18 protein-coding genes are annotated in these 19,106 nt (G+C 38.8%); 9 read left to right on the top strand and 9 right to left on the bottom strand.

The genetic code is table 11. The features are described 5' to 3' along the window. Positions 1-173 precede the first annotated feature (173 nt). Positions 174-542, top strand: coding sequence for a hypothetical protein (locus DCO44_RS04260; protein WP_116759470.1), 369 nt, complete (start codon positions 174-176; stop codon positions 540-542). Here the strand turns inward: DCO44_RS04260 and DCO44_RS04255 are convergent. Both DCO44_RS04255 and DCO44_RS04250 read right to left on the bottom strand, forming a co-directional pair. Then, a complete protein-coding gene (locus DCO44_RS04255) occupies positions 522-1,082 on the bottom strand; it encodes a GNAT family N-acetyltransferase (protein ID WP_116759384.1) in 561 nt (186 codons plus the stop codon). The two genes, DCO44_RS04260 and DCO44_RS04255, sit on opposite strands and share 21 nt — an antisense overlap. A gap of 8 nt (positions 1,083-1,090) precedes the next feature. Next, complete coding sequence (locus DCO44_RS04250; protein WP_100240975.1) at positions 1,091-1,585, bottom strand: Lrp/AsnC family transcriptional regulator; 495 nt, start codon at positions 1,583-1,585, stop codon at positions 1,091-1,093. A 116-nt stretch (positions 1,586-1,701) separates the two neighbouring features. Between DCO44_RS04250 and DCO44_RS04245 the strand changes: the two genes are divergently transcribed. The 6 genes from DCO44_RS04245 (at position 1,702) to DCO44_RS04220 (ending at position 8,910) form a co-directional block, all read left to right on the top strand. Next, entirely contained in the window at positions 1,702-2,307 is a 606-nt protein-coding gene (locus DCO44_RS04245) for a LysE family translocator (RefSeq protein ID WP_116759382.1), read from the top strand. Between the two features lie 505 nt (positions 2,308-2,812). Further along, entirely contained in the window at positions 2,813-3,565 is a 753-nt protein-coding gene (locus DCO44_RS04240) for an electron transfer flavoprotein subunit beta/FixA family protein (protein ID WP_016165916.1), read from the top strand. Positions 3,566-3,582: 17 nt separating this feature from the next. Beyond that, complete coding sequence (locus tag DCO44_RS04235) at positions 3,583-4,515, top strand: FAD-binding protein (RefSeq protein WP_116759380.1); 933 nt, start codon at positions 3,583-3,585, stop codon at positions 4,513-4,515. A gap of 88 nt (positions 4,516-4,603) precedes the next feature. After that, the gene (locus DCO44_RS04230) at positions 4,604-5,119 is read left to right on the top strand and encodes a DinB family protein (RefSeq protein ID WP_116759378.1); all 516 of its coding nucleotides are present in this window, start codon (positions 4,604-4,606) and stop codon (positions 5,117-5,119) included. A gap of 300 nt (positions 5,120-5,419) precedes the next feature. Beyond that, positions 5,420-8,395, top strand: a complete 2,976-nt coding sequence (gene gyrA, locus DCO44_RS04225; RefSeq protein WP_116759376.1) for a DNA gyrase subunit A — start codon at positions 5,420-5,422, stop codon at positions 8,393-8,395. A gap of 77 nt (positions 8,396-8,472) precedes the next feature. Continuing rightward, complete coding sequence (locus DCO44_RS04220; protein WP_228157504.1) at positions 8,473-8,910, top strand: DUF3887 domain-containing protein; 438 nt, start codon at positions 8,473-8,475, stop codon at positions 8,908-8,910. Positions 8,911-8,970: 60 nt separating this feature from the next. On the opposite strand, the gene gltP is transcribed toward DCO44_RS04220, so the two are convergent. The 5 genes from gltP to DCO44_RS04195 all read right to left on the bottom strand — a co-directional run bounded on the left by gltP (position 8,971) and on the right by DCO44_RS04195 (position 15,404). Beyond that, entirely contained in the window at positions 8,971-10,266 is a 1,296-nt protein-coding gene (gene gltP / locus DCO44_RS04215) for a glutamate/aspartate:proton symporter GltP (protein WP_116759374.1), read from the bottom strand. Positions 10,267-10,519: 253 nt separating this feature from the next. Continuing rightward, entirely contained in the window at positions 10,520-11,626 is a 1,107-nt protein-coding gene (locus DCO44_RS04210) for an ABC transporter permease (protein ID WP_171304934.1), read from the bottom strand. Further along, the gene (locus DCO44_RS04205; RefSeq protein WP_116759372.1) at positions 11,623-12,753 is read right to left on the bottom strand and encodes an ABC transporter permease; all 1,131 of its coding nucleotides are present in this window, start codon (positions 12,751-12,753) and stop codon (positions 11,623-11,625) included. Before DCO44_RS04205 ends, DCO44_RS04210 begins: the two co-directional genes overlap by 4 nt. Further along, positions 12,753-13,916, bottom strand: a complete 1,164-nt coding sequence (locus tag DCO44_RS04200; RefSeq protein WP_116759370.1) for an HlyD family secretion protein — start codon at positions 13,914-13,916, stop codon at positions 12,753-12,755. The genes DCO44_RS04205 and DCO44_RS04200 overlap by 1 nt, the downstream gene beginning before the upstream one ends. An 18-nt stretch (positions 13,917-13,934) precedes the next feature. Then, positions 13,935-15,404: a TolC family protein gene (locus DCO44_RS04195; protein ID WP_228157503.1), complete on the bottom strand. Its 1,470-nt coding sequence runs from the start codon at positions 15,402-15,404 to the stop codon at positions 13,935-13,937. A gap of 547 nt (positions 15,405-15,951) precedes the next feature. Here DCO44_RS04195 and DCO44_RS04190 point away from each other — a divergent pair. Beyond that, complete coding sequence (locus DCO44_RS04190; RefSeq protein ID WP_116759366.1) at positions 15,952-16,158, top strand: hypothetical protein; 207 nt, start codon at positions 15,952-15,954, stop codon at positions 16,156-16,158. Between the two features lie 247 nt (positions 16,159-16,405). Further along, a complete protein-coding gene (gene serC, locus DCO44_RS04185) occupies positions 16,406-17,485 on the top strand; it encodes a 3-phosphoserine/phosphohydroxythreonine transaminase (RefSeq protein WP_116759364.1) in 1,080 nt (359 codons plus the stop codon). Positions 17,486-17,541: 56 nt separating this feature from the next. On the opposite strand, the gene DCO44_RS16590 is transcribed toward serC, so the two are convergent. After that, positions 17,542-17,682, bottom strand: a complete 141-nt coding sequence (locus tag DCO44_RS16590; RefSeq protein WP_165815681.1) for a hypothetical protein — start codon at positions 17,680-17,682, stop codon at positions 17,542-17,544. Between the two features lie 421 nt (positions 17,683-18,103). Next, on the bottom strand, positions 18,104-19,033 hold the full coding sequence (locus tag DCO44_RS04180) for a hypothetical protein (RefSeq protein WP_116759362.1): 930 nt from the start codon (positions 19,031-19,033) through the stop codon (positions 18,104-18,106). Positions 19,034-19,106: the final 73 nt, after the last annotated feature.

Raw genomic sequence — 19,106 nt, 5'->3', positions numbered from 1 at the left:
TGGTACAGAAGTTGCTTTAGCCATTACATAAGTAAAATGAAAAGGAGCCTATTTGTACTATTGTAGAATAATAAAAAATCAAAAGGTGAAGTATAAGTGTCGCATGGCATGCGGTAGAGCATAAATATACCGATTGCGAATTTTGAGTGTTAAATGAAAGAGGAATGCAAGCCATGATTTCGAATATACAAGAAAAATATGATCAATTAAATTCAGTGCAAAAGGATATTTTTGCAGGATATGGTTTGCGTCAGATTAAACATTTTATTGAATATTGCTTACCTGAAGTGCAGCCTCTATTGCCAGAAAATTCCGTGATTGAAGGGATTAATACCTCTGGCATGGTGCAAGCGGTGCAACAGGAGACTCGTAAATGTTATGTTTGGGATGGTACAACGTGGAATGTATCTGCAAACTTTATTCCAATTATGGATACAACCGATGATTTTCAATTGGTCTGGGAGATTTTCGATTTGTCCCATTATGAATTGATCGAACTGAGTCATGTACATCGCGACTTTTTAGGCAATGCGCACGTCTGAGCTAAATTCATGCTGATGAATGGCGTACAGCACATGCTTTTGCAAAATACTCTCGGCAGTCAGGGCGGGGTGTAAAAATTCTTGTTGATATTGCATGCCCAATCGTTGCATAACCGCTTGTGAAGGATGATTAATGGATGCTGTGAACGCAACGACTTCCTTTAAATTGAGGGTTTGAAAGGCAAAACACAATGCAAGTTGAGCTGCTTCAGTCGCATAGCCTTGACCCCAATAGTCTTTGTGCAAACGCCAGCCAATTTCGGTACACGGTGAAAAACTAAATTGATCAGGTTGATGATGCAATCCTGTCATACCAATCAAACGTTGTTCAGATTTTAATTCGACTGCCCAAAAGCCCCAGCCCTGTTGTTCAATTAAAGCTTGGCATTTATCGATAAGCAGATCACTTTCAGTCCGAGTCAAGCATTTGGGAAAATAACGCATCACAGCAGGATCTGCATTGAGTTGATAAAATGGCAACCGATCAGTCTCTTGCCACGGACGTAAAATTAAGCGCGTACTTTCTAGAGAATTCTGCATAGCAACTCTTATAAATCTTCAAGCGGAAGTTGAAAACTTTGCTTAATAATTTGGCTAGGCAAATCAGTTTTGACACTGGTAATGCCATTCTTTTTAGTCAAATGTGTAGACTGAAATTTTCGATAACTTTCCAAATCAGGGACGACAACCTTGAGCATGGCATCACATTCACCCAAAATAATATAACACTCCATGACCTGAGGCAGTTCTTTCATTGCTTCAATAAAACGATCAATCGTTTCAGCATCTTGTCCGACCAACCAAATACGTGAAAATAAAATCAATTGGAAGCCAATCTTTTGAGGATCGACTACAGTGGTGTAGTTCTGGATTACCCCAGCTTCTTCCAACAGTTTGACCCGTCTTAAACAGGAAGAAGGAGATAGCCCAACTTCTTTAGCCAAATCATTGTTTTGGATTCGACCATTTTGTTGTAAGGCTCGAATGATACTTTTATCAATCCGATCTAGCTTGATTAAAATATTCTTGGAAGATGATTTCATAAAATAGAATTAAATTCGAAATATGGAGCTAATTATAGAATATTTGCAATCCTATTTTGTATAAATTCGCAGATACTAATTTTCACTTTCAGTCTATATTCGAAAGGGGAAAGGATATGTCTGTATATTTACTCTTTGCGTTGACCGTTCTACCACTGGTGTGTACTCCAGGGCCTGACATGCTATTTATTTTTTCGCAAGTGATGGCGAAAGGTGTAAAAGCGGGCTTTATGGCGACTCTTGGGGTTTGTATGGGCTATATGGTGCATTCGGTCTTGGTTGCCTTGGGCATCGCTGCAATATTGGTTTCTTTCCCGATGTTGTTCGAAACAATCCGCTGGTTAGGGATCGCTTATCTTTTATATTTGGCTTTTAGTTTATTTCGTGCTGTTTTTAACAGCAAATCTTTGCATGTGCCCAAAGCATCTGCGGGTAGTCCAATCGCTAAAGGCTTTTTAACTTCATTGTTAAATCCAAAAGGCATGCTGATTTATTTTGCAATTTTGCCACAGTTTATGCGCAATGCAGAAAATACTGTCACACAAGGTCTCATTTTATCGTCCATTTTTATAGGCTTATGCTTGGTGGTATATAGTGGGTTAAGTATTGTGATTGCTAAAATTACTGCAAATGCACAATTAGATGCTCAAAAACAAAAATGGGTTGATGCGGGTTCGGGTGGTTTACTCATGCTGGCTGCGAGTTGGTTGATCGCCAATTAATTGAAACTAAAAAGCATGCTCTTGATTGGCATGCTTTTTTATATGTACAACAGCAGATTTCTTATCATGTCGGAGCAATAAATTTGATTGGACGGCTGCTTTAACGTGGCTAGGGAATAAAATTTTAATCAGGAATATGGTTCTGTCAAAACTGACAAGTCATTTGTTTGATTTTGCAGCCATGCTTGGTCACTTGCTCAAACAGATAAAGCAGAAATTTAAGTCATTGATCAGAAATAATTATGTAGTAAATAAAGTAAAAAAATAATAAAAATCAATGTCTAAAATTAGAGCACTAAAACTGCTATTTTAGAATTAAAATTCATGCAAATAAAAATTTGAACGCGACGTTCAGCCATTTTTACGCATTTTTACAGTGGATTCAGTAATTGTGACTTGACCGAAATGCCATACAATTGCAAGATAGGACACCTAAAAAATTTTATGTGAAGAGTTAATCTAACTTTTCTCAACTTTTACTTTTGCTAAAACAGCCGAGGATTACATGAAGGCTCTTGTTGCTGTAAAACGTGTGGTTGATGCCAACGTTAAAGTTCGCGTTAAACCGGACAATAGTGGGGTAGACCTTACTAACGTTAAGATGTCAATTAACCCATTCTGTGAAATCGCAGTGGAAGAAGCGGTTCGCTTAAAAGAAAAAGGAACTGTTTCAGAAATCATCGTTGTTTCTATTGGTCCTAAAGAAGCTCAAGAACAAATTCGTTCTGCAATGGCACTTGGCGCTGACCGCGGTATCTTGGTTGAAGCTGATGACAGCCAACTTGGTGCTTTGGAAGTTGCTAAAATCCTTAAAGGTGTTGTTGAAGCTGAACAACCACAATTAATCCTTCTTGGTAAACAAGCAATTGATGACGACTCTAACCAAGTAGGTCAAATGCTTGGTGCACTTTTAGGTGCAGGTCAAGGTACGTTCGCATCTGAAGTTAAAGTTGATGGCGACAAAGTACAAGTGACTCGTGAAGTTGACGGTGGTTTACAAACTGTTGAATTGTCACTTCCAGCAATCATTACCACTGACTTACGTTTGAACGAGCCACGTTATGCGGCTCTTCCAAACATCATGAAAGCGCGTAAAAAACCGCTTGATACTAAGTCACCGGCTGATTTTGGTGTTTCTACAGCAACTAAGCTTAAAACAGTTAAAGTTGAACCACCTGCTGACCGTAAAGCGGGCGTACAAGTGAAATCTGTTGATGAGCTTGTTGAAAAATTGAAAAACGAAGCGAAAGTGATCTAATACAGAAGGATAAAATCATGAGTATTTTAGTTATCGCTGAGCACGACAACAAGACACTTAACGGTGCAACTTTAAACGTTGTTGCTGCGGCACAAAAAATCGGTGGTGATATCACTGTATTGGTAGCAGGCTCTGGCGCGCAAGCAGTTGCTGACGCTGCGGCTAAAGTTGCTGGTGTAAGCAAAGTATTACTTGCTGACAACGCTGCTTATGCAAACCAATTGGCTGAAAACGTTGCTGCTTTAGTTGCTGAGTTAGGCAAAGGTTATTCACATATCCTTGCAACGTCTACAACGACGGGTAAAAACGTTCTTCCACGTGCGGCTGCACTGTTAGACGTGAGCATGATTTCTGACATCATTGCGGTTGAATCTGCAAATACGTTCAAGCGTCCTATCTATGCAGGTAATGCGATTGCAACAGTTCAATCTGACGAAGCAATCATCGTGGGTACAGTTCGTGGTACAGCGTTTGATCCTGTCGCTGCTGAAGGCGGTGCTGCTGCGGTTGAAGCTGTAAGCGAAGCAAAAGATGCAGGTATCTCTAAGTTTGTATCTGAAGAGATCGTGAAATCTGAACGTCCAGAATTAACGGCTGCTCGTATTGTTGTTTCTGGTGGTCGTGGTGTAGGTTCTGGTGAGAACTACCATAAAGTACTTGACCCATTAGCTGACAAGCTGGGTGCTGCACAAGGTGCTTCACGTGCTGCGGTTGATGCTGGCTTCGTTCCAAACGACATGCAAGTGGGTCAAACAGGTAAAATCGTTGCGCCTGACTTATATATCGCTGTAGGTATTTCTGGTGCGATTCAGCACTTGGCGGGTATGAAAGACTCTAAAGTGATCGTTGCGATCAACAAAGATGAAGAAGCGCCAATCAATGCCGTTGCTGACTACTGGTTAGTGGGTGACTTGAACACTGTTGTTCCTGAATTAGTATCTAAAATCTAATTTCTGAACTTGTGTTTGAATAAAAAACGCTCCGAAAGGAGCGTTTTTTTGTGTTAAAAAATAACAACAAATAAACAGAGGATTGTAGATGAATTATAGCTTTAAAACCTATTTTCTAATGTTAGCTCATTATAATCAGTGGGCAAACCAGAAGTTATTTTCTATTTTAACTACGCTAACAGAAGAACAGTTAAATCAAGATTGCACAGCCTATTTCAAATCGCTTATGCAAACGGCAAATCATCTACTGGTAGGTGATTTACTTTGGTTTGAACGTATTAAGGGGGGAGTGGCCTCCAATTACGCCTTAGATGAGATCCTTTACCCTCAGATCAGTGCGTTGATCCCTGCGAGGTTTGAGCATGATCAGCGTTTAATTGGCTTTCTCAATGAATATGATGAAGCTGCATTTAACAGGCTTATTACCTACATTCGTCGTGGTCAGGCTTATACTGAACCGTTAATCGAGATATTAGCGCATCTATTTAATCATCAAACTCATCATCGAGGACAGATGCATAGCATGGTTTTTCAACTGACCGGTAAATCGTTAGAGTTGGATTTAATTTTTTTCCAAAGAGAAAATGCCCATTTCTATAAATGATGGTTTTTAATTTACGCTGACTTTTTTTATTAGAAATAACGTTATTTTAGATTAAAAAATAAGCGTTTATTCTGTTCGTCAAAAAGTAGAAAATTAGATTTTTAACTTATTAATTCTAATAAACTTTTTATTGTAAAAAAATGCTATTTTTCAGATTACTAAACTCCCTGTTAGTGAGCCTTTTATGCTATAATTTACGGCTGTATTTTAGTTTTTTAGCTCAATCCCCTGAGTTAAATTTTTGCAAGATTTAAGATATAAATGCGGGCAGAATTCCTGCTTGTATAACAAGGAGTATGCATGAGCGTATCGGAAATTAGACCGATTGCCATTGAGGATGAACTCAAGCACTCGTATTTGGATTATGCAATGAGCGTGATTGTATCACGCGCTTTACCTGATGTACGAGATGGTCTAAAACCTGTTCATCGTCGTGTGCTTTTTGCAATGCACGAATTGGGTAATGACTACAACAAAGCATACAAAAAGTCTGCCCGTGTTGTCGGTGACGTAATTGGTAAATATCACCCACATGGTGATTCTGCTGTTTATGAAACTATTGTTCGTATGGCGCAAGATTTTAGTTTGCGTTATATGCTTGTGGATGGTCAAGGTAACTTCGGTTCTGTCGATGGTGATAGTGCAGCAGCAATGCGTTATACCGAAGTTCGTATGCAAAAGCTTACCCATGAAATTCTGGCGGATCTTGAAAAAGATACCGTAGACTGGGAAGACAACTACGACGGTTCAGAACGTATCCCACAAGTGATGCCAACGCGTATTCCGAATTTGTTGATTAACGGTGCGACAGGTATTGCAGTAGGTATGGCGACCAATATGGCGCCACATAACATGACTGAAGTCGTGAATGCATGTCTGGCTTATGCTGAAAACCCAAATATCAGTATCGAAGGTTTAATGCAGCATATTTCGGGTCCAGATTTCCCGACTGGCGGCATTATTTATGGTAAATCGGGTATTGTAGATGCTTACCGTACAGGTAAAGGTCGTTTGCATATCCGTGGTAAATACCACTTTGAGGAAGATCAAAAAACAGGTCGTACGACCATTATCTTCACTGAAATTCCATATCAAGTCAATAAAGCGAGAACTATCGAGCGTATTGCTGAGTTGGTAAAAGAGAAGAAACTCGAAGGTATTTCAGAACTACGCGACGAATCTGATAAAGACGGGATGCGTATCGCCATTGATTTAAAACGTGGTGAGAATGCTGAAGTTGTGGTGAACAACTTATTCTTGAATACGCAACTCGAAAATTCTTTCAGCATTAACATGGTGTGTCTGGACAACGGACAGCCAAAATTAATGAATCTTAAAGATATCATTGCGGCATTTATTCGCCACCGTCAAGAAGTGGTAACTCGCCGTACCATGTTCGAATTACGTAAAGCACGTGAACGTGGTCATATCTTAGAAGGTTTAACGGTTGCCTTGGCGAACATCGATGCCATTATCGAAACCATTAAAACTTCTGCTAACCCTGCCGAAGCACGTGAGCGTTTACAAGCGGGCGAATGGTCAGCGGGTGGTGTAGTTGCATTATTGGAGAAAGCAGGCTCAGTTTCTGTCCGTCCAGCAGAAATTGAAGGTGAAGATCCAAGCCGTCCATTTGGTTTAGATGGCGATATGTATCGTTTGTCACCGACCCAAGTCAGTGCGATTTTAGAGCTACGCTTGCACCGTTTAACAGGTTTAGAGCAAGATAAACTTCATGCCGAATACACCGAGATTTTGGGGCAAATTGCTGAATTAACAGCAATTTTGAACGATTTTAATTTGTTGATGGCTGTGATTAAAGAAGAATTGGCTTTGATTCTTCAGCAATATGGCGATGCACGTCGTACGGCAATTGTAGAATCGCGTATTGACTTCTCTCGTGAAGATTTAATTCCAGAAGAACAAGTCGTATTAACTGTTTCGAAAACAGGTTATGCGAAAACTCAACCATTGTCTGATTATGCTGCGCAACGCCGTGGCGGACGTGGTAAGTCTGCAACATCTATGAAAGAAGATGACTACATCCAACATCTGATTGTCACCTCAAACCATGCGACGGTTTTATGCTTTACCAATGTGGGCAAAGTGTATCGTCTGAAAGTGTTTGAAGTGCCACAAGCTTCTCGCGGTGCAAAAGGTCGCCCAATGGTGAACTTACTTCCGTTAGAGGCAGATGAAACGATTACGGCAATTTTACCTGTAATTGATGCACCGAAGAAATTTAAAGATCGTTTAGCCGACTTTAAAGCTTTCGTTCGTGCTCATGTGGTGAAACTACGTGAAAACAGTATCATCGAAGCGCATTATGACGCGTTAAAAGCATCATTTGATGGATTGGCTGAAGATGCGGATGAATTATCAGATGCATTGCGTAAACACTTAAAAGAGTTGGGTGTCGAGCTTTCTGCAACAGATCTGGATGATGAAATTGTTGCTGAATTTGCAGAATTGACTGAAAAGTTACGTAAAAACTTCTTTGTATTTATGGCAACTGCGTCAGGCACCGTGAAACGTGTAGAGCTGGAACAATTCAGTAATGTACGTTCAAATGGTTTACGTGCAATTGAACTGAATGAAGAAGATACCTTAATTGGTGTCGCGATTACGGATGGCGAACAGCAAATTATGTTGTTCTCAAATGAAGGTAAAGCAATTCGTTTTGCTGAAACTGATGTACGTGCGATGGGTCGTTCTGCCAAAGGTGTACGCGGTATGCGTGTCACGATTGGTTCGGCTCAAGCAGAGGAGTCAGAAGAAGTTGAATCGGATGAAGATGATGCAATAGATGCAAACTTCATTAGCCGTATCGTATCTTTAGTGGTCGTTCCTGAAACAGGTGAAGTGCTGTGTGCTTCTGCTAACGGTTATGGTAAACGTACACCAGTCGGTGATTTCCCAACCAAAAAACGCGGTGGGAAAGGGGTAATTGCCATTAAGACCTCAGCGCGTAATGGCGAATTGGTCGGTGCAGTTTCTATTGATGAAACCAAAGAATTGATGCTGATTTCAGATGGGGGTACCTTAGTGCGTACTCGCGCTTCAGAAGTTGCACAAACAGGCCGTAATGCACAAGGTGTTCGTTTGATTCGTTTAGGTGAAGATGAAACATTGGTGGGTGTAGAAGCGATTGATGCTGTAGAAGAAGATGAAATCGAAACTATAGAATCAGTATTGGCTAATGAAAAGTTAGTTGATGAAGAAATGATTGTAGATGAAACTGAAAATGAATCAGATTTGAATGAATCTGAAGAAGAATAAGTCATGATCTAAAGAAAAAGGACGCTTAGGCGTCCTTTTTCTATATGATTTGTTGCATAAATAATGGGAAAAGAACGATGATGAAGATGAAATATGCGATTTTAGCATCGGTATTGGTGTTCAGTGGATGCGATAAACTGGGACAGCAGGCCAATATTCCAGATCCTAGTCCACAGCAAGTACAGGTTGCACAAGAGGCCTATGATGATTTACGTGCGCAGAATTTTGACCAATTGATGACGCATTTTGAATCTGAGTTGCAAGCACGTTATCAAGGTGATCAGAAAAACATGCAAAAATTTGCACGTGGCTTGCCTCAAGAGAATTATAAAACCAAGAAAATCGTGTCAAAAAAATTACTGAATGAAAGCAATCAGCCAAGTAAATATACCGTGACCTATGAATATGCCTATGATAAAAACTTAGTACAGTATGACGTGAGTTTTGATAAACCCAATGGCAGTAGTAAAATTCGAGACATTAGCGTGTCAGTATTTGGCGAGAAAATTGAATAATCAAAAGCGATGTTAAATAAAAAAGGACGCCGCAGCGTCCTTTTTTATATGCAATTTAAATTACAAAGTATCATTCAGTTGTACATTGTAGTTCTTTTGCTTTTCCGTATCGAATTGGCCTTCCCATTTACTGATGACAAGAACAGCTAATGCGTTACCAACGACATTCAATGCAGTACGCGCCATATCTAAAATACGGTCAATACCAGCAATAAATGCTAGACCTTCAAGTGGAATCCCAACACTGCCTAAAGTCGCCAATAGCACCACGAAAGAAACACCAGGTACACCTGCAATGCCTTTAGAGGTAATCATTAAAGTAAGTACTAAAATAATTTGCTGACCCAAGCTTAAGTCAATGCCATAGAGCTGAGCAATGAAAATCGCGGCAATACTTTGATACAGTGTTGAACCATCCAAATTGAATGAATAGCCAATTGGAATAACAAAACTGGTAATTGTTTTTGGCGCGCCATAAGCTTCCATTTTTTCCATAATACGTGGAAGTACGGTTTCTGAACTGGCAGTTGAGTAAGCTAAAATCAATTCATCTTTTAAGATTTTGATGATGGTCCAAATGCTGAATCCGCAAATTTTGGCAACCAGCCCTAGTACAATAAAAGTGAAGAAGAAAATAGCTGCATAAACCAATACTGCAAGTTTTACCAATGGAAGTAACGAGCTAAAACCAAAGTTTGCAACGGTCGCAGCGATTAAGCCGAATACACCTAAAGGCGCAAACTTCATGATCATGTGTGTAACTTTGAACATTGTCTCAGAAACACCATGCAATACCTGAATCAGCGGTTGTTTCGTTTCTTTAGATAAAGAACCTAAACCAATACCAAACAATACCGAGAAGAAAATAATCGGTAGCATTTGACCGCTAGTTAATGCAGCAAAGAAGTTCGGTGGAATTAGCGACAAAATGGTTTGTACTAGACCATGAGAATGTTGGCTAACTTCATGACTGGTTTCTTGATATTTAGAAATATCGACTTGAGTTAGCGTCGACATATCAATACCAGCACCTGGCTGGAATACATTTGCAGCAACCAAGCCAACAATAATGGCAATGGTTGTAATGATTTCAAAATATAGAATAGTTCTGAAACCAAGTCGACCGACATTGGTCCCATGACTTGTATTTGCAATGCCTAGAATAAGCATTGAAACCACAAGTGGGATTACAATCATTTTGATGAGGCTAATAAATATTGAACCGAGTGGGCTCAATAAATTAGTTACAAAGGCATCACGATATTCAGGAGAATAGTGCAGAAAAGAGCCTAAAAGTATACCTAAAATGAGTGCAATTACAATTTGCCATGCAAGGCTTATCTTAATTTTTTTCATACTTAGCTCAGAAAAAAAATTAGGGGCAAAAAAATATCTGCAAGAACTCTTATGCTGCATCAAGATGCGGTGGCATGAAAAAAGAAGAATGCTGGCAGATGGAAGGTGGCTATTGTGAAGTTATTGTGAAGAATGAGCGATCTTTTTTTAATTTATTATTGTTGATTGGTGATTGTTTGGACTGTTTTATTTAATAATACGATTGTATTTAAATTCATCATTAGTTTGTAGAATAAAAATGATGAATAAGTGACTAGTTGCGTGTGTTACATAAACGATAATATGCCCAGCTTAAACAGACACCCGCAAAAACGCTCAGATAAATGAGCTTAGGTATAACCATTTGCGTAGGTACACCCATCTGATTCAATTGAATAAACATTTGAATGGCTTGAGTGGATGGTAAGGCTGAACCCAAGTATTGCATCCATTGCGGCATAGCGGCATGTGGCCATGCTGTACCCGAAAGTAAAAATAGGGGGATAGAGGTGAAGACAATAACATGGCCTGCACGTTCGGGAATATCAAGATAAGAAGCCAAGACAAGACTCAGCCCAATCACACTGCTTATAAAAATTGGGACAGCAATCAGCATGCCCCAAAAATTTCCGCCACGTGGATAGTCATAGAGCCAGAAGGTAAAACCAAATAAATAAAAGCAGCCCAAACAACCTATGCTTAGCGCAGCAGCAAATAATCCCCAAAACTCAGTTGTTTTGCTCCGCCAATTTAAGTTGCGATAACCTGCAACCAGCATACATAAGCCCAATACAATGGTTTGATGAATAATTAATGGGGCAATCGCTGGAAAAATATAACTGCCATAGCCTGAAAGTGTATTAAATAATGGAATTTGGTGAATTGAAAGGACGGGAGAAAAATGTGAAATCTGTCCAAACTTTTCTGCGCGTTCTGCTAAGGTGTTTTCAATGGCTGTAGCCAATCCCAAACCAATTTGTTTAGTTCTTAAAAAATAAGCAGCACTTAAATATAATCCAACCCCACCAACTTCACCCCGATGAATACTATTAGATAAATTATCAGGTAATAGTAAAATGCCATCGGCACGTTGTTGCTTTACCCAAGTTTCCGCTTCAGCAAAATTTCCTGTCACAGCACGAACCTGAATATTTGGGCTGTTACTCGCTGCATTAATGATACTGGCGGTTAATGTACTTTGTTCTTCGTCCACAATAATGATAGGTAAAGCTTGAGCATGTTGTGCTTTGTAGGCTGTTGGGTAGAAAAAACTATAAAAGAAGATAGAAAGCACCATCGTCGTGAGAATAGAGCTATTCTTTGCAATATCTTTGAATGTTTTTACAAAGTAAAAAATAAATGACTTCAATTTTTGTTTCATTCCTGCACCTCTACACTACGCTTTTTTAATAACAGGAAAGAAGTTATCGAATAGAAGAGACAATAAAAACTCAGAATTGCTAAAGGGATGAATGAAAGTTGTACAGGACTACCAATGACCCATTGTTCAGTCTGTAGCTTGGCATAAGGGGTATATGGAATAATATTCGCCCAAAATTTGGTAAATGCAGGGGCATTATTTAAGGGGAGTGTCACACCTGCAAAACTTAAGGATGAACCGCCATATACCGCAATAAAGCCAAAAGTTTTGGCCAAATTATGGGTAGCTAATACTACAGTTGCACTAATTAAAGCATAGGCAAAATAAAATAAAAACTGAGCTAGAAGTAATAGCCAGAGTTGACCAGCCACAAACCACCCTCGAATTTCTATGAGCCAGAACATCCACAACCATGTCCAAATACTGAAAATAAGAACATAAATAAGCACTTTACTGAGTAATGCTGTCCATATAGTTGAAGATTTCAGCCAATTTTTTGCAGACTTAAATTGAAATTCCTGACCTACGGAAAAAGCCACACAACAACAGAGCAATAAATGTAGAACAGCAGGAATGACAAAAGGTTCTAAATAAAATTCGTAACTGAGACTCGGATTATAGAGTGGCGAGATTTTCACATTAGGGGTAGGGAAGTCTAAATAGGGAATATTATTTTCTAAATAATTTTGTCCCATGTAATTTGCCATGGCTTGCACAGTACTGCTGAGCATGGCTGAAGAAATAGAATTTCCTATACTGAAGTAACTTTGATTAAATGCGAGTGCAATTTCTGCATCTTTCGCTTGAACTAGCCGTTGTTCGGCACCTTCTGGAATAAGTACATAGCCCCAAATTTTTGTTTCATTCAGTAGGCGTTCAGCCTCATTGGAATCAGGCGTTACGGTATAAATAGCCAAGCTTTGATTGTTGGATAAATATTTTTTGATATTTCGACTCAGACTACTCTGGTCTTGATCAATAATCGCAATCGGTAAATGTTCAGGCTTTCCCTGCGCAAACATGCAGCTAAATAGCACAATCACACATAGCGGGGCGAGTGTAACTAAACACAAGTCCCATTTATGTGTGGCTAAATAGCGAAGTTCACGCCAGAGACCAGCCCACATCAGGATTGCTCTTTGACTTTAAATATCACACTCATGCCAACCTTAAGATCTGCAATGGGTGTGCTTGGTGTTAAGTGGAGCTTAAAGCTACGTATGTCGTAACCCCCCGTTTGTCGAGTCGTTTTTATAGTCGCAAACTCGCCCTCTGCATCAATATTCTCAATTTTAAATTGCGCAGTTTTATTTAAAGCGGGAATAAAACCTTCCAATGTTTTGGCTTGATAGATCTGAGCATACTGATCTTCACGGACATTTAAACTCACCCACAGCTCATCATCTAAAATAATACTCATGACAGGCACACCTATCGTGACTAATTCAGAGACTTTGCCGTAGGTTTTAGAAATTGTACCATTTACGGGTGAAAATAATTTTGTTTCAGCATCTAGCGCATTCGCCTCCGCAACAGCAGCTTTGGCGATTTCAACCTGTGCGTCTGCTGTGGATTTTTGTTCGGTTGTACTTCCGCGTTTTGCCCGAGCATATTGTTGGTAGGCAGCTTCAGTCAACTGAGCAGCGGATTGTGCAGCAGCCTGCATTTCATCACGACGCTGACGCGAAATAACACCCTCCTGAAAGAGTTTGGCTCCACGTTGGTAGGTTGTTTGTGCCAAGTCTTGTTGAGCTTTCACTGCTTGCCAGTTGGCAAAAAGGGTATCAATATTCTCTTGTTGTGAGCCTCGATCAGCTGTCGATTGCAGTGCTAGAGCCGATTGCAAAGCAGCGAGTGTCTGTTGCTTTTTAGCATCAATTTCTGGGCTATACAAACGTACGAGAGGCTGATTTTTTTGAACTTTTTCACCATCATGTACATAGAGTTCTTCAATTCGGCTTGGTATTTTGGTACTGATATGCAGGGTTTCCGCTTCAACTCTCCCTTGTATTTCAACCATCTTGGGTTGGTAGCTTTTCCACAAACCAAATGCAATTAACCCAAGCAGTAAGATGGCTAGGATAATACCCACGCTTTTCAGAAGTTTAGTTTTAGATGTTGGATCAGTCACTTTTTCAGAGACATCATTTAAGTGTTCTGCTGAATTTTCTGTCCCAGTGTTATTTTCGGTCAGTTGCTCTGATAGATCAGTTTCAGCTTTCCTTGTATTTTTTTCCTCCAATGAGGAAGCATTAGGTTCTTGATCAGGTGTTGATTGATCTTGATTCATGTGGTTTCCCCATTAAAGTTAACGAATATATTGCGTATTTTTTTGATTTACATAGCTTTGAAACTCAGCGATAGAACCGTGGCTTTGTAATAAAGTGGCTAATGACATGACGTATTTATACGCATTTAGTGCCATTTCAGATTTAAGAGCGGTCATGGCATTTTGAGCATCAATTACTTGTGTGGCTGTGCCCATATCTTCTTTGAAGGAAAGTGTTTGAATGCGTAAATTTTCTTGAGCAGCTTGCATGTTCTGTTGCAGTAGAGCATGGCTTTGTTGAGCGGTTTCAAGCTCGCTATATGATTTATAAATCATATTTTCGATTTCTTGTTTAGTACGCTGGGTGGTTAACTGTAAAGCGTATCTTTGTAATTCAGCAGCTTGTATATTTTTTTGTTTGTCGATGCCTGAAAATAAATTGTACTGAGCGGCAACACCAACAATCCAGTTTTGATGTTCATCTAAGCTGTATTCACCAAAGGCAAATACAGTCGGTTTTTTGGCTGCCGATTCCGCTTTTACTTTTACCCCAGCAAGCTCGGTGTCCTTTTGCAGCTTTTGAACCAGAGAGGATTGTTCAGGGTAACTCTTTAATAATTGATTAATCGAATGATTTTGGGTTGTATTGACAAAAAGAGGCGTACTTAATTCTGTTATTTCACTGCTTTGCAGGAGATTATTCAACTGAAACAAGCTGGCTTGTAGGTTGGCTTGGGCATTTTGTGCTAAACGTTCAGCATTGTTTTTAGCAACTTCAAATTGCATCCGTTGTCCTTTGCTAATAAAGCCTTGTTGTTCTAATTTCAGTGCATTTCGATAATGGCTTTGCATCGCTTGAGTATTAAAACGGCTTGCCGCTAATAATTGTGTTTGTAGCTGCGAGTTAAAATAAGCCTGAATAATTTCGAAACGCTGAAGGTCTTGTTGCTGTTTATTATTGATGACACTGCGTTCGGACTGAATTTTTGCCATTTGTTTGGCGCTAGTGGTCAGTCCGCCAGTATATAAAGGCATAAATACTGAAACGGTCGGGCGTATAACTTGGTCATCCAAATTGATCGTCGTCTCATTGGGAATTAATCCAACGCCACGATCAATGACGTTGCCGACACCATCTTTTAGAGTCGATAAAGCATCCGTATATTCACTGGGTATCCCACTATTATTTTGCCATTGATCAATTTGATTATTCACGCCTTGAGTAAGCGTATTATCTAGATTGTTTTTTAAGGAGTTTAGCGGTACATCCACTTCATTATGGAAGGCATAAGCACGTACATTTAAATCTATACGCGGGAGCCCGAGTCCTTTCACTGCTTCGGCTTGCAGTTGAGCAGATTGTTGTAAGGCTTGAGCAGCTTGAGTGCTATAGGATTGAGTCAGTATGCTTTGTTCAGCTTCTATATAGCTGATGGATTTTGCATAACTTGGGTGAAGAAATAACACACTCGTGCATAAGCAAATAAAACCAGGAAAAATAGGATTCATCCTAAGCGTTAATTTTCTTGATTTTAATTGAAAACGCTGTGGCATTAATCAAACTCGCATTGTTGTTGTAATGAATTATACAGATCTTTATTTTATCGGTGTAAACGAGCGCGTTTACATTTTGAGTGTTGCAGATGCTAGACTCATTTTCCAGTAAATAGATAATACGATAAATTTAAACTTTTAAAAAATTACATAGATAAAAATACTAATAACTGAATATGTTCCCAATTTGCAAGTGCCTAGCATCAAGACAATTAGACCAGATGAGTATTTATCAAGTATTAGATTTATTTTATCAAAATAATGGTTTTGCTCCGATCCAAGCGGAACGAGAGCTTTGTACGGTTCATGTTTATCATGGTTGCTTGCACCACTTCTGAATATTGCAGTAAGACCTAAATGTCTAAAATATCGTGACTTATACCATATTTTAACAGGTTATCGTCTTGGCAGAATTGGTGAGGGTGAGGTCAGTGCTTGTGCGTTGGGAACGGGTTCTATGTTGAATCATCCCATACTTGGCATCAAGAATTGAATAGCACTTTTGACGGGTTTTTTCTTAAAACCAAAACAAATGTGGTTGGCATTTCAGCGTGGGGTGTTTAGCCAAAATTTGTATGCTCAATCTACACTTCACTGGATTGATATACATGATGAAAAATTATTGAAAGATTTAAAAGAACAACATCTTGCTGAGCCTAAAAAGAAAAAATTCATGTTTAGCGTTATTTTTAATTTGGCTGTTATTTAATAACTGCAATGTTGATTCATGCAATGGTGGTGATTTCAGTATTAATTGTACGTATAGTCAGTTACTTAGTGAATGTTGAATCATTTATCAAAGCCATTCCACCTAAAAAATAATCCATCTTTATTGAAGTTTTGACTTTAAATACCCGATAGCATTGAAATATTTTCAGGATAATTTACTGCAAGCCTGAGCAAGATATGATTAAATGCCATCATTTTATTGTGTTTCACCTCTGAAAGGAAAAATCATGCGCGCGTACAATTTCTGTGCTGGTCCTGCTGCATTACCTACTGCCGTTTTAGAAAAAGCTCAACAAGAGATGTTGGATTGGCATGGCAAAGGGCTGTCCATTATGGAAATGAGCCACCGTAGTAAAGATTATGTTGCGGTTGCAGAAAAAGCAGAAGCAGACTTACGCAAGCTCATGAACATTCCTGAAAATTACAAAGTTTTGTTTTTACAGGGTGGGGCATCATTACAGTTTTCTGCCATTCCATTAAACCTGTTGGGTAAAAATAATAAAGCTGACTATATCCATACGGGTATTTGGTCTGAAAAAGCACTGCAAGAAGCACAACGTTATGGCGATATTCATGTTGTAGAAGCTGGAACAAAAATTGACGGCAAACTTGCAATTACGCCACAAAGTCAATGGAATTTATCAGCCGATGCTGCTTATGTGCATTATGCAGATAATGAAACGATTGGCGGTTTGCAATTTGCTGGTATTCCAGAAACAGATAAACCATTGGTCTCTGATTTTTCATCAAGCATATTATCTGCACCGTTAGATGTGTCTAAATTCGGTTTGATTTATGCCGGTGCACAAAAAAATATTGGTCCAGCAGGTTTAACACTGGTCATTATTCGTGAAGATTTATTGGATCAGGCGAAACCAGAAATTCCAAGTTTGTTGAAATATTCTGCTCAAGCTAAAAACGATTCTATGGTAAATACCCCATCGACTTATGCATGGTATTTGTCTGGTTTAGTGTTTGAATGGTTACTTGAAAATGGTGGTGTAGATGCCATGCATCAAGTGAATCTACAAAAAGCACAATTACTTTATGGCTATATTGATTCTAGCGACTTCTATGCAAACCCAATTGTAGAAGCTAACCGTTCAATCATGAATGTACCCTTTACTTTGGCAAATCCTGACTTAGAAAAGTTATTCCTGAAAGAAGCTGAAGAAAACCACTTGTTGAATTTGGCAGGTCACCGCTCTGTCGGAGGCATGCGTGCAAGTATTTATAATGCTGTTCCTTTAGAAGGGGTACAAGCATTGGTTAACTTTATGGATGACTTCGTAAAACGTAATGGTTAATCCCAATATGCAAAAACCCATCTGAATAAGATGGGTTTTTTATTTTAAGCGTAAAATTAAAGAATAAACTGGTGCAGAATATAAGCCGATGACATCATGCCAAAAATAAAAAAAATGCATGACATCATATCAAGTGGGTAGCGTTGTTCAAGTTGTGTTTCAACGCGCTGTAAATTTTCTTCTTGTACGATTTTCATAGATATTTCGTTCCGATCTATATTATCGTTAAATCCAATTGCTTGTTCATATTATAAGCACAAAAATTTGACTAAATAAAGTACTAATTGGCGTTAATTCGCACATCAGTTCTATTTTTAATTTAAATAAATCATCCATATTAGATAAATCGTATATTTAATTAATATTATAATAACTCTATGTTTTAATTTATTTTTTTATTTTAATTTGAATGAATGGGTAAATAAATTTAAAACTGTGGATAACTTTACTTTATTTGAATTTAAAAAAGAATCTTAAAATAAAAAATGTGGATAAAATATAAGTAGAAATATGAGACTATGCTTTTGATGAGAATAAATACGAAAGAACGGAATACAGATCATGATTAAGTAATGATGATCTGTATTCCGTTCTTTTAACGCTATCTTAATGAAAAAACTAATTTTTTGAGTGAATACTCACTTGAACCCAAATATTGCCACGAATGTATTGACCAATATTAAAATGTTTATATTGATCATCTTTGGTCGCAATACGAATCAGCGTGGCTTCTTGATTTTCATCATGAATGAGCGTGACATCGTAGAGTGTATATTCTTGTCCCATAAATTGTAGGCTGGTTTTGCCAACAATATTACCTTGGAACCAAGCTTCATCTTCCTGCCCCATTTTTTCGCCATACAAATAAGCAACCATTTTGGAGAAATCTACTGTGACAGGTGCTTTGTCATCCTCACACTTAGGTTCCCAAGCATCGATTTGTTCTTGTAGGTTAGCAGGTGCAATGCCGTCATTGGCTGCAAGAATATCGTTCAAAGCACGATGGTGCTTAATTGAAGCTGGATCATCTACAACCAGTTGCTCATGCTCAGAAACGGCTTCTAATTCATAGGCCCATGCATTTAATTGGACTAAGTAGGTTTGATCTTTTTGGTATTGATCATGATTCACGCTATAGAGGCTATCAAAGGCATAGACAATGCTGTTGTCGCCTAAATTTAAACGCAGTACGGCTTGAGTATTGGATTCACAAGTAATAATACGCTCAATTGAGGCTTTGACTTTGTAGGGGCTTTCAAAACTTGGAAAAGCAGTTTTAACCGCTTTAGGTTTGTTGTTTTCCACCGCAATGACTTGGCATAGTTGTACTTTTTCTTTGCTCGGACCTTGAATGAGCCATACAGATGCATCCATATCACATTCTTCACGGCAAAGTCCCATCGGCATAATGGGTGCATCAAGTGCCAGACCTAACCATTTGGGAACTTCAGTGGTTGGATTTTCTGTCAGCAGATTCCAATGCTCTACATGGCTACCGAAGTTTTGATCTTCGATGCTGATCATTTCTGGTCTGTTTTGATTTTTCATAAGCACAATTTTGAATGTTCAGTGGCTTTAATCTATTAATCGAGGGTGATTTGAAGATTTCAAGTCTATCTGA

The organism is Acinetobacter sp. AM (genome assembly GCF_003105055.1).
Lineage (GTDB): Bacteria > Pseudomonadota > Gammaproteobacteria > Pseudomonadales > Moraxellaceae > Acinetobacter > Acinetobacter tibetensis.
Note: the sequence above shows the minus strand (reverse complement) of the source record. Positions and strands in the feature narration are given on the sequence as shown.

Coding starts and splice junctions, on each gene's coding strand:
- DCO44_RS04260 (WP_116759470.1), top strand. CDS start 174: ATGATTTCGAATATACAAGAAAAATATGATCAATTAAATTCAGTGCAA.
- DCO44_RS04255 (WP_116759384.1), bottom strand. CDS start 1,082: ATGCAGAATTCTCTAGAAAGTACGCGCTTAATTTTACGTCCGTGGCAA.
- DCO44_RS04250 (WP_100240975.1), bottom strand. CDS start 1,585: ATGAAATCATCTTCCAAGAATATTTTAATCAAGCTAGATCGGATTGAT.
- DCO44_RS04245 (WP_116759382.1), top strand. CDS start 1,702: ATGTCTGTATATTTACTCTTTGCGTTGACCGTTCTACCACTGGTGTGT.
- DCO44_RS04240 (WP_016165916.1), top strand. CDS start 2,813: ATGAAGGCTCTTGTTGCTGTAAAACGTGTGGTTGATGCCAACGTTAAA.
- DCO44_RS04235 (WP_116759380.1), top strand. CDS start 3,583: ATGAGTATTTTAGTTATCGCTGAGCACGACAACAAGACACTTAACGGT.
- DCO44_RS04230 (WP_116759378.1), top strand. CDS start 4,604: ATGAATTATAGCTTTAAAACCTATTTTCTAATGTTAGCTCATTATAAT.
- gyrA (WP_116759376.1), top strand. CDS start 5,420: ATGAGCGTATCGGAAATTAGACCGATTGCCATTGAGGATGAACTCAAG.
- DCO44_RS04220 (WP_228157504.1), top strand. CDS start 8,473: ATGATGAAGATGAAATATGCGATTTTAGCATCGGTATTGGTGTTCAGT.
- gltP (WP_116759374.1), bottom strand. CDS start 10,266: ATGAAAAAAATTAAGATAAGCCTTGCATGGCAAATTGTAATTGCACTC.
- DCO44_RS04210 (WP_171304934.1), bottom strand. CDS start 11,626: ATGAAACAAAAATTGAAGTCATTTATTTTTTACTTTGTAAAAACATTC.
- DCO44_RS04205 (WP_116759372.1), bottom strand. CDS start 12,753: ATGTGGGCTGGTCTCTGGCGTGAACTTCGCTATTTAGCCACACATAAA.
- DCO44_RS04200 (WP_116759370.1), bottom strand. CDS start 13,916: ATGAATCAAGATCAATCAACACCTGATCAAGAACCTAATGCTTCCTCA.
- DCO44_RS04195 (WP_228157503.1), bottom strand. CDS start 15,404: ATGAATCCTATTTTTCCTGGTTTTATTTGCTTATGCACGAGTGTGTTA.
- serC (WP_116759364.1), top strand. CDS start 16,406: ATGCGCGCGTACAATTTCTGTGCTGGTCCTGCTGCATTACCTACTGCC.
- DCO44_RS16590 (WP_165815681.1), bottom strand. CDS start 17,682: ATGAAAATCGTACAAGAAGAAAATTTACAGCGCGTTGAAACACAACTT.
- DCO44_RS04180 (WP_116759362.1), bottom strand. CDS start 19,033: ATGAAAAATCAAAACAGACCAGAAATGATCAGCATCGAAGATCAAAAC.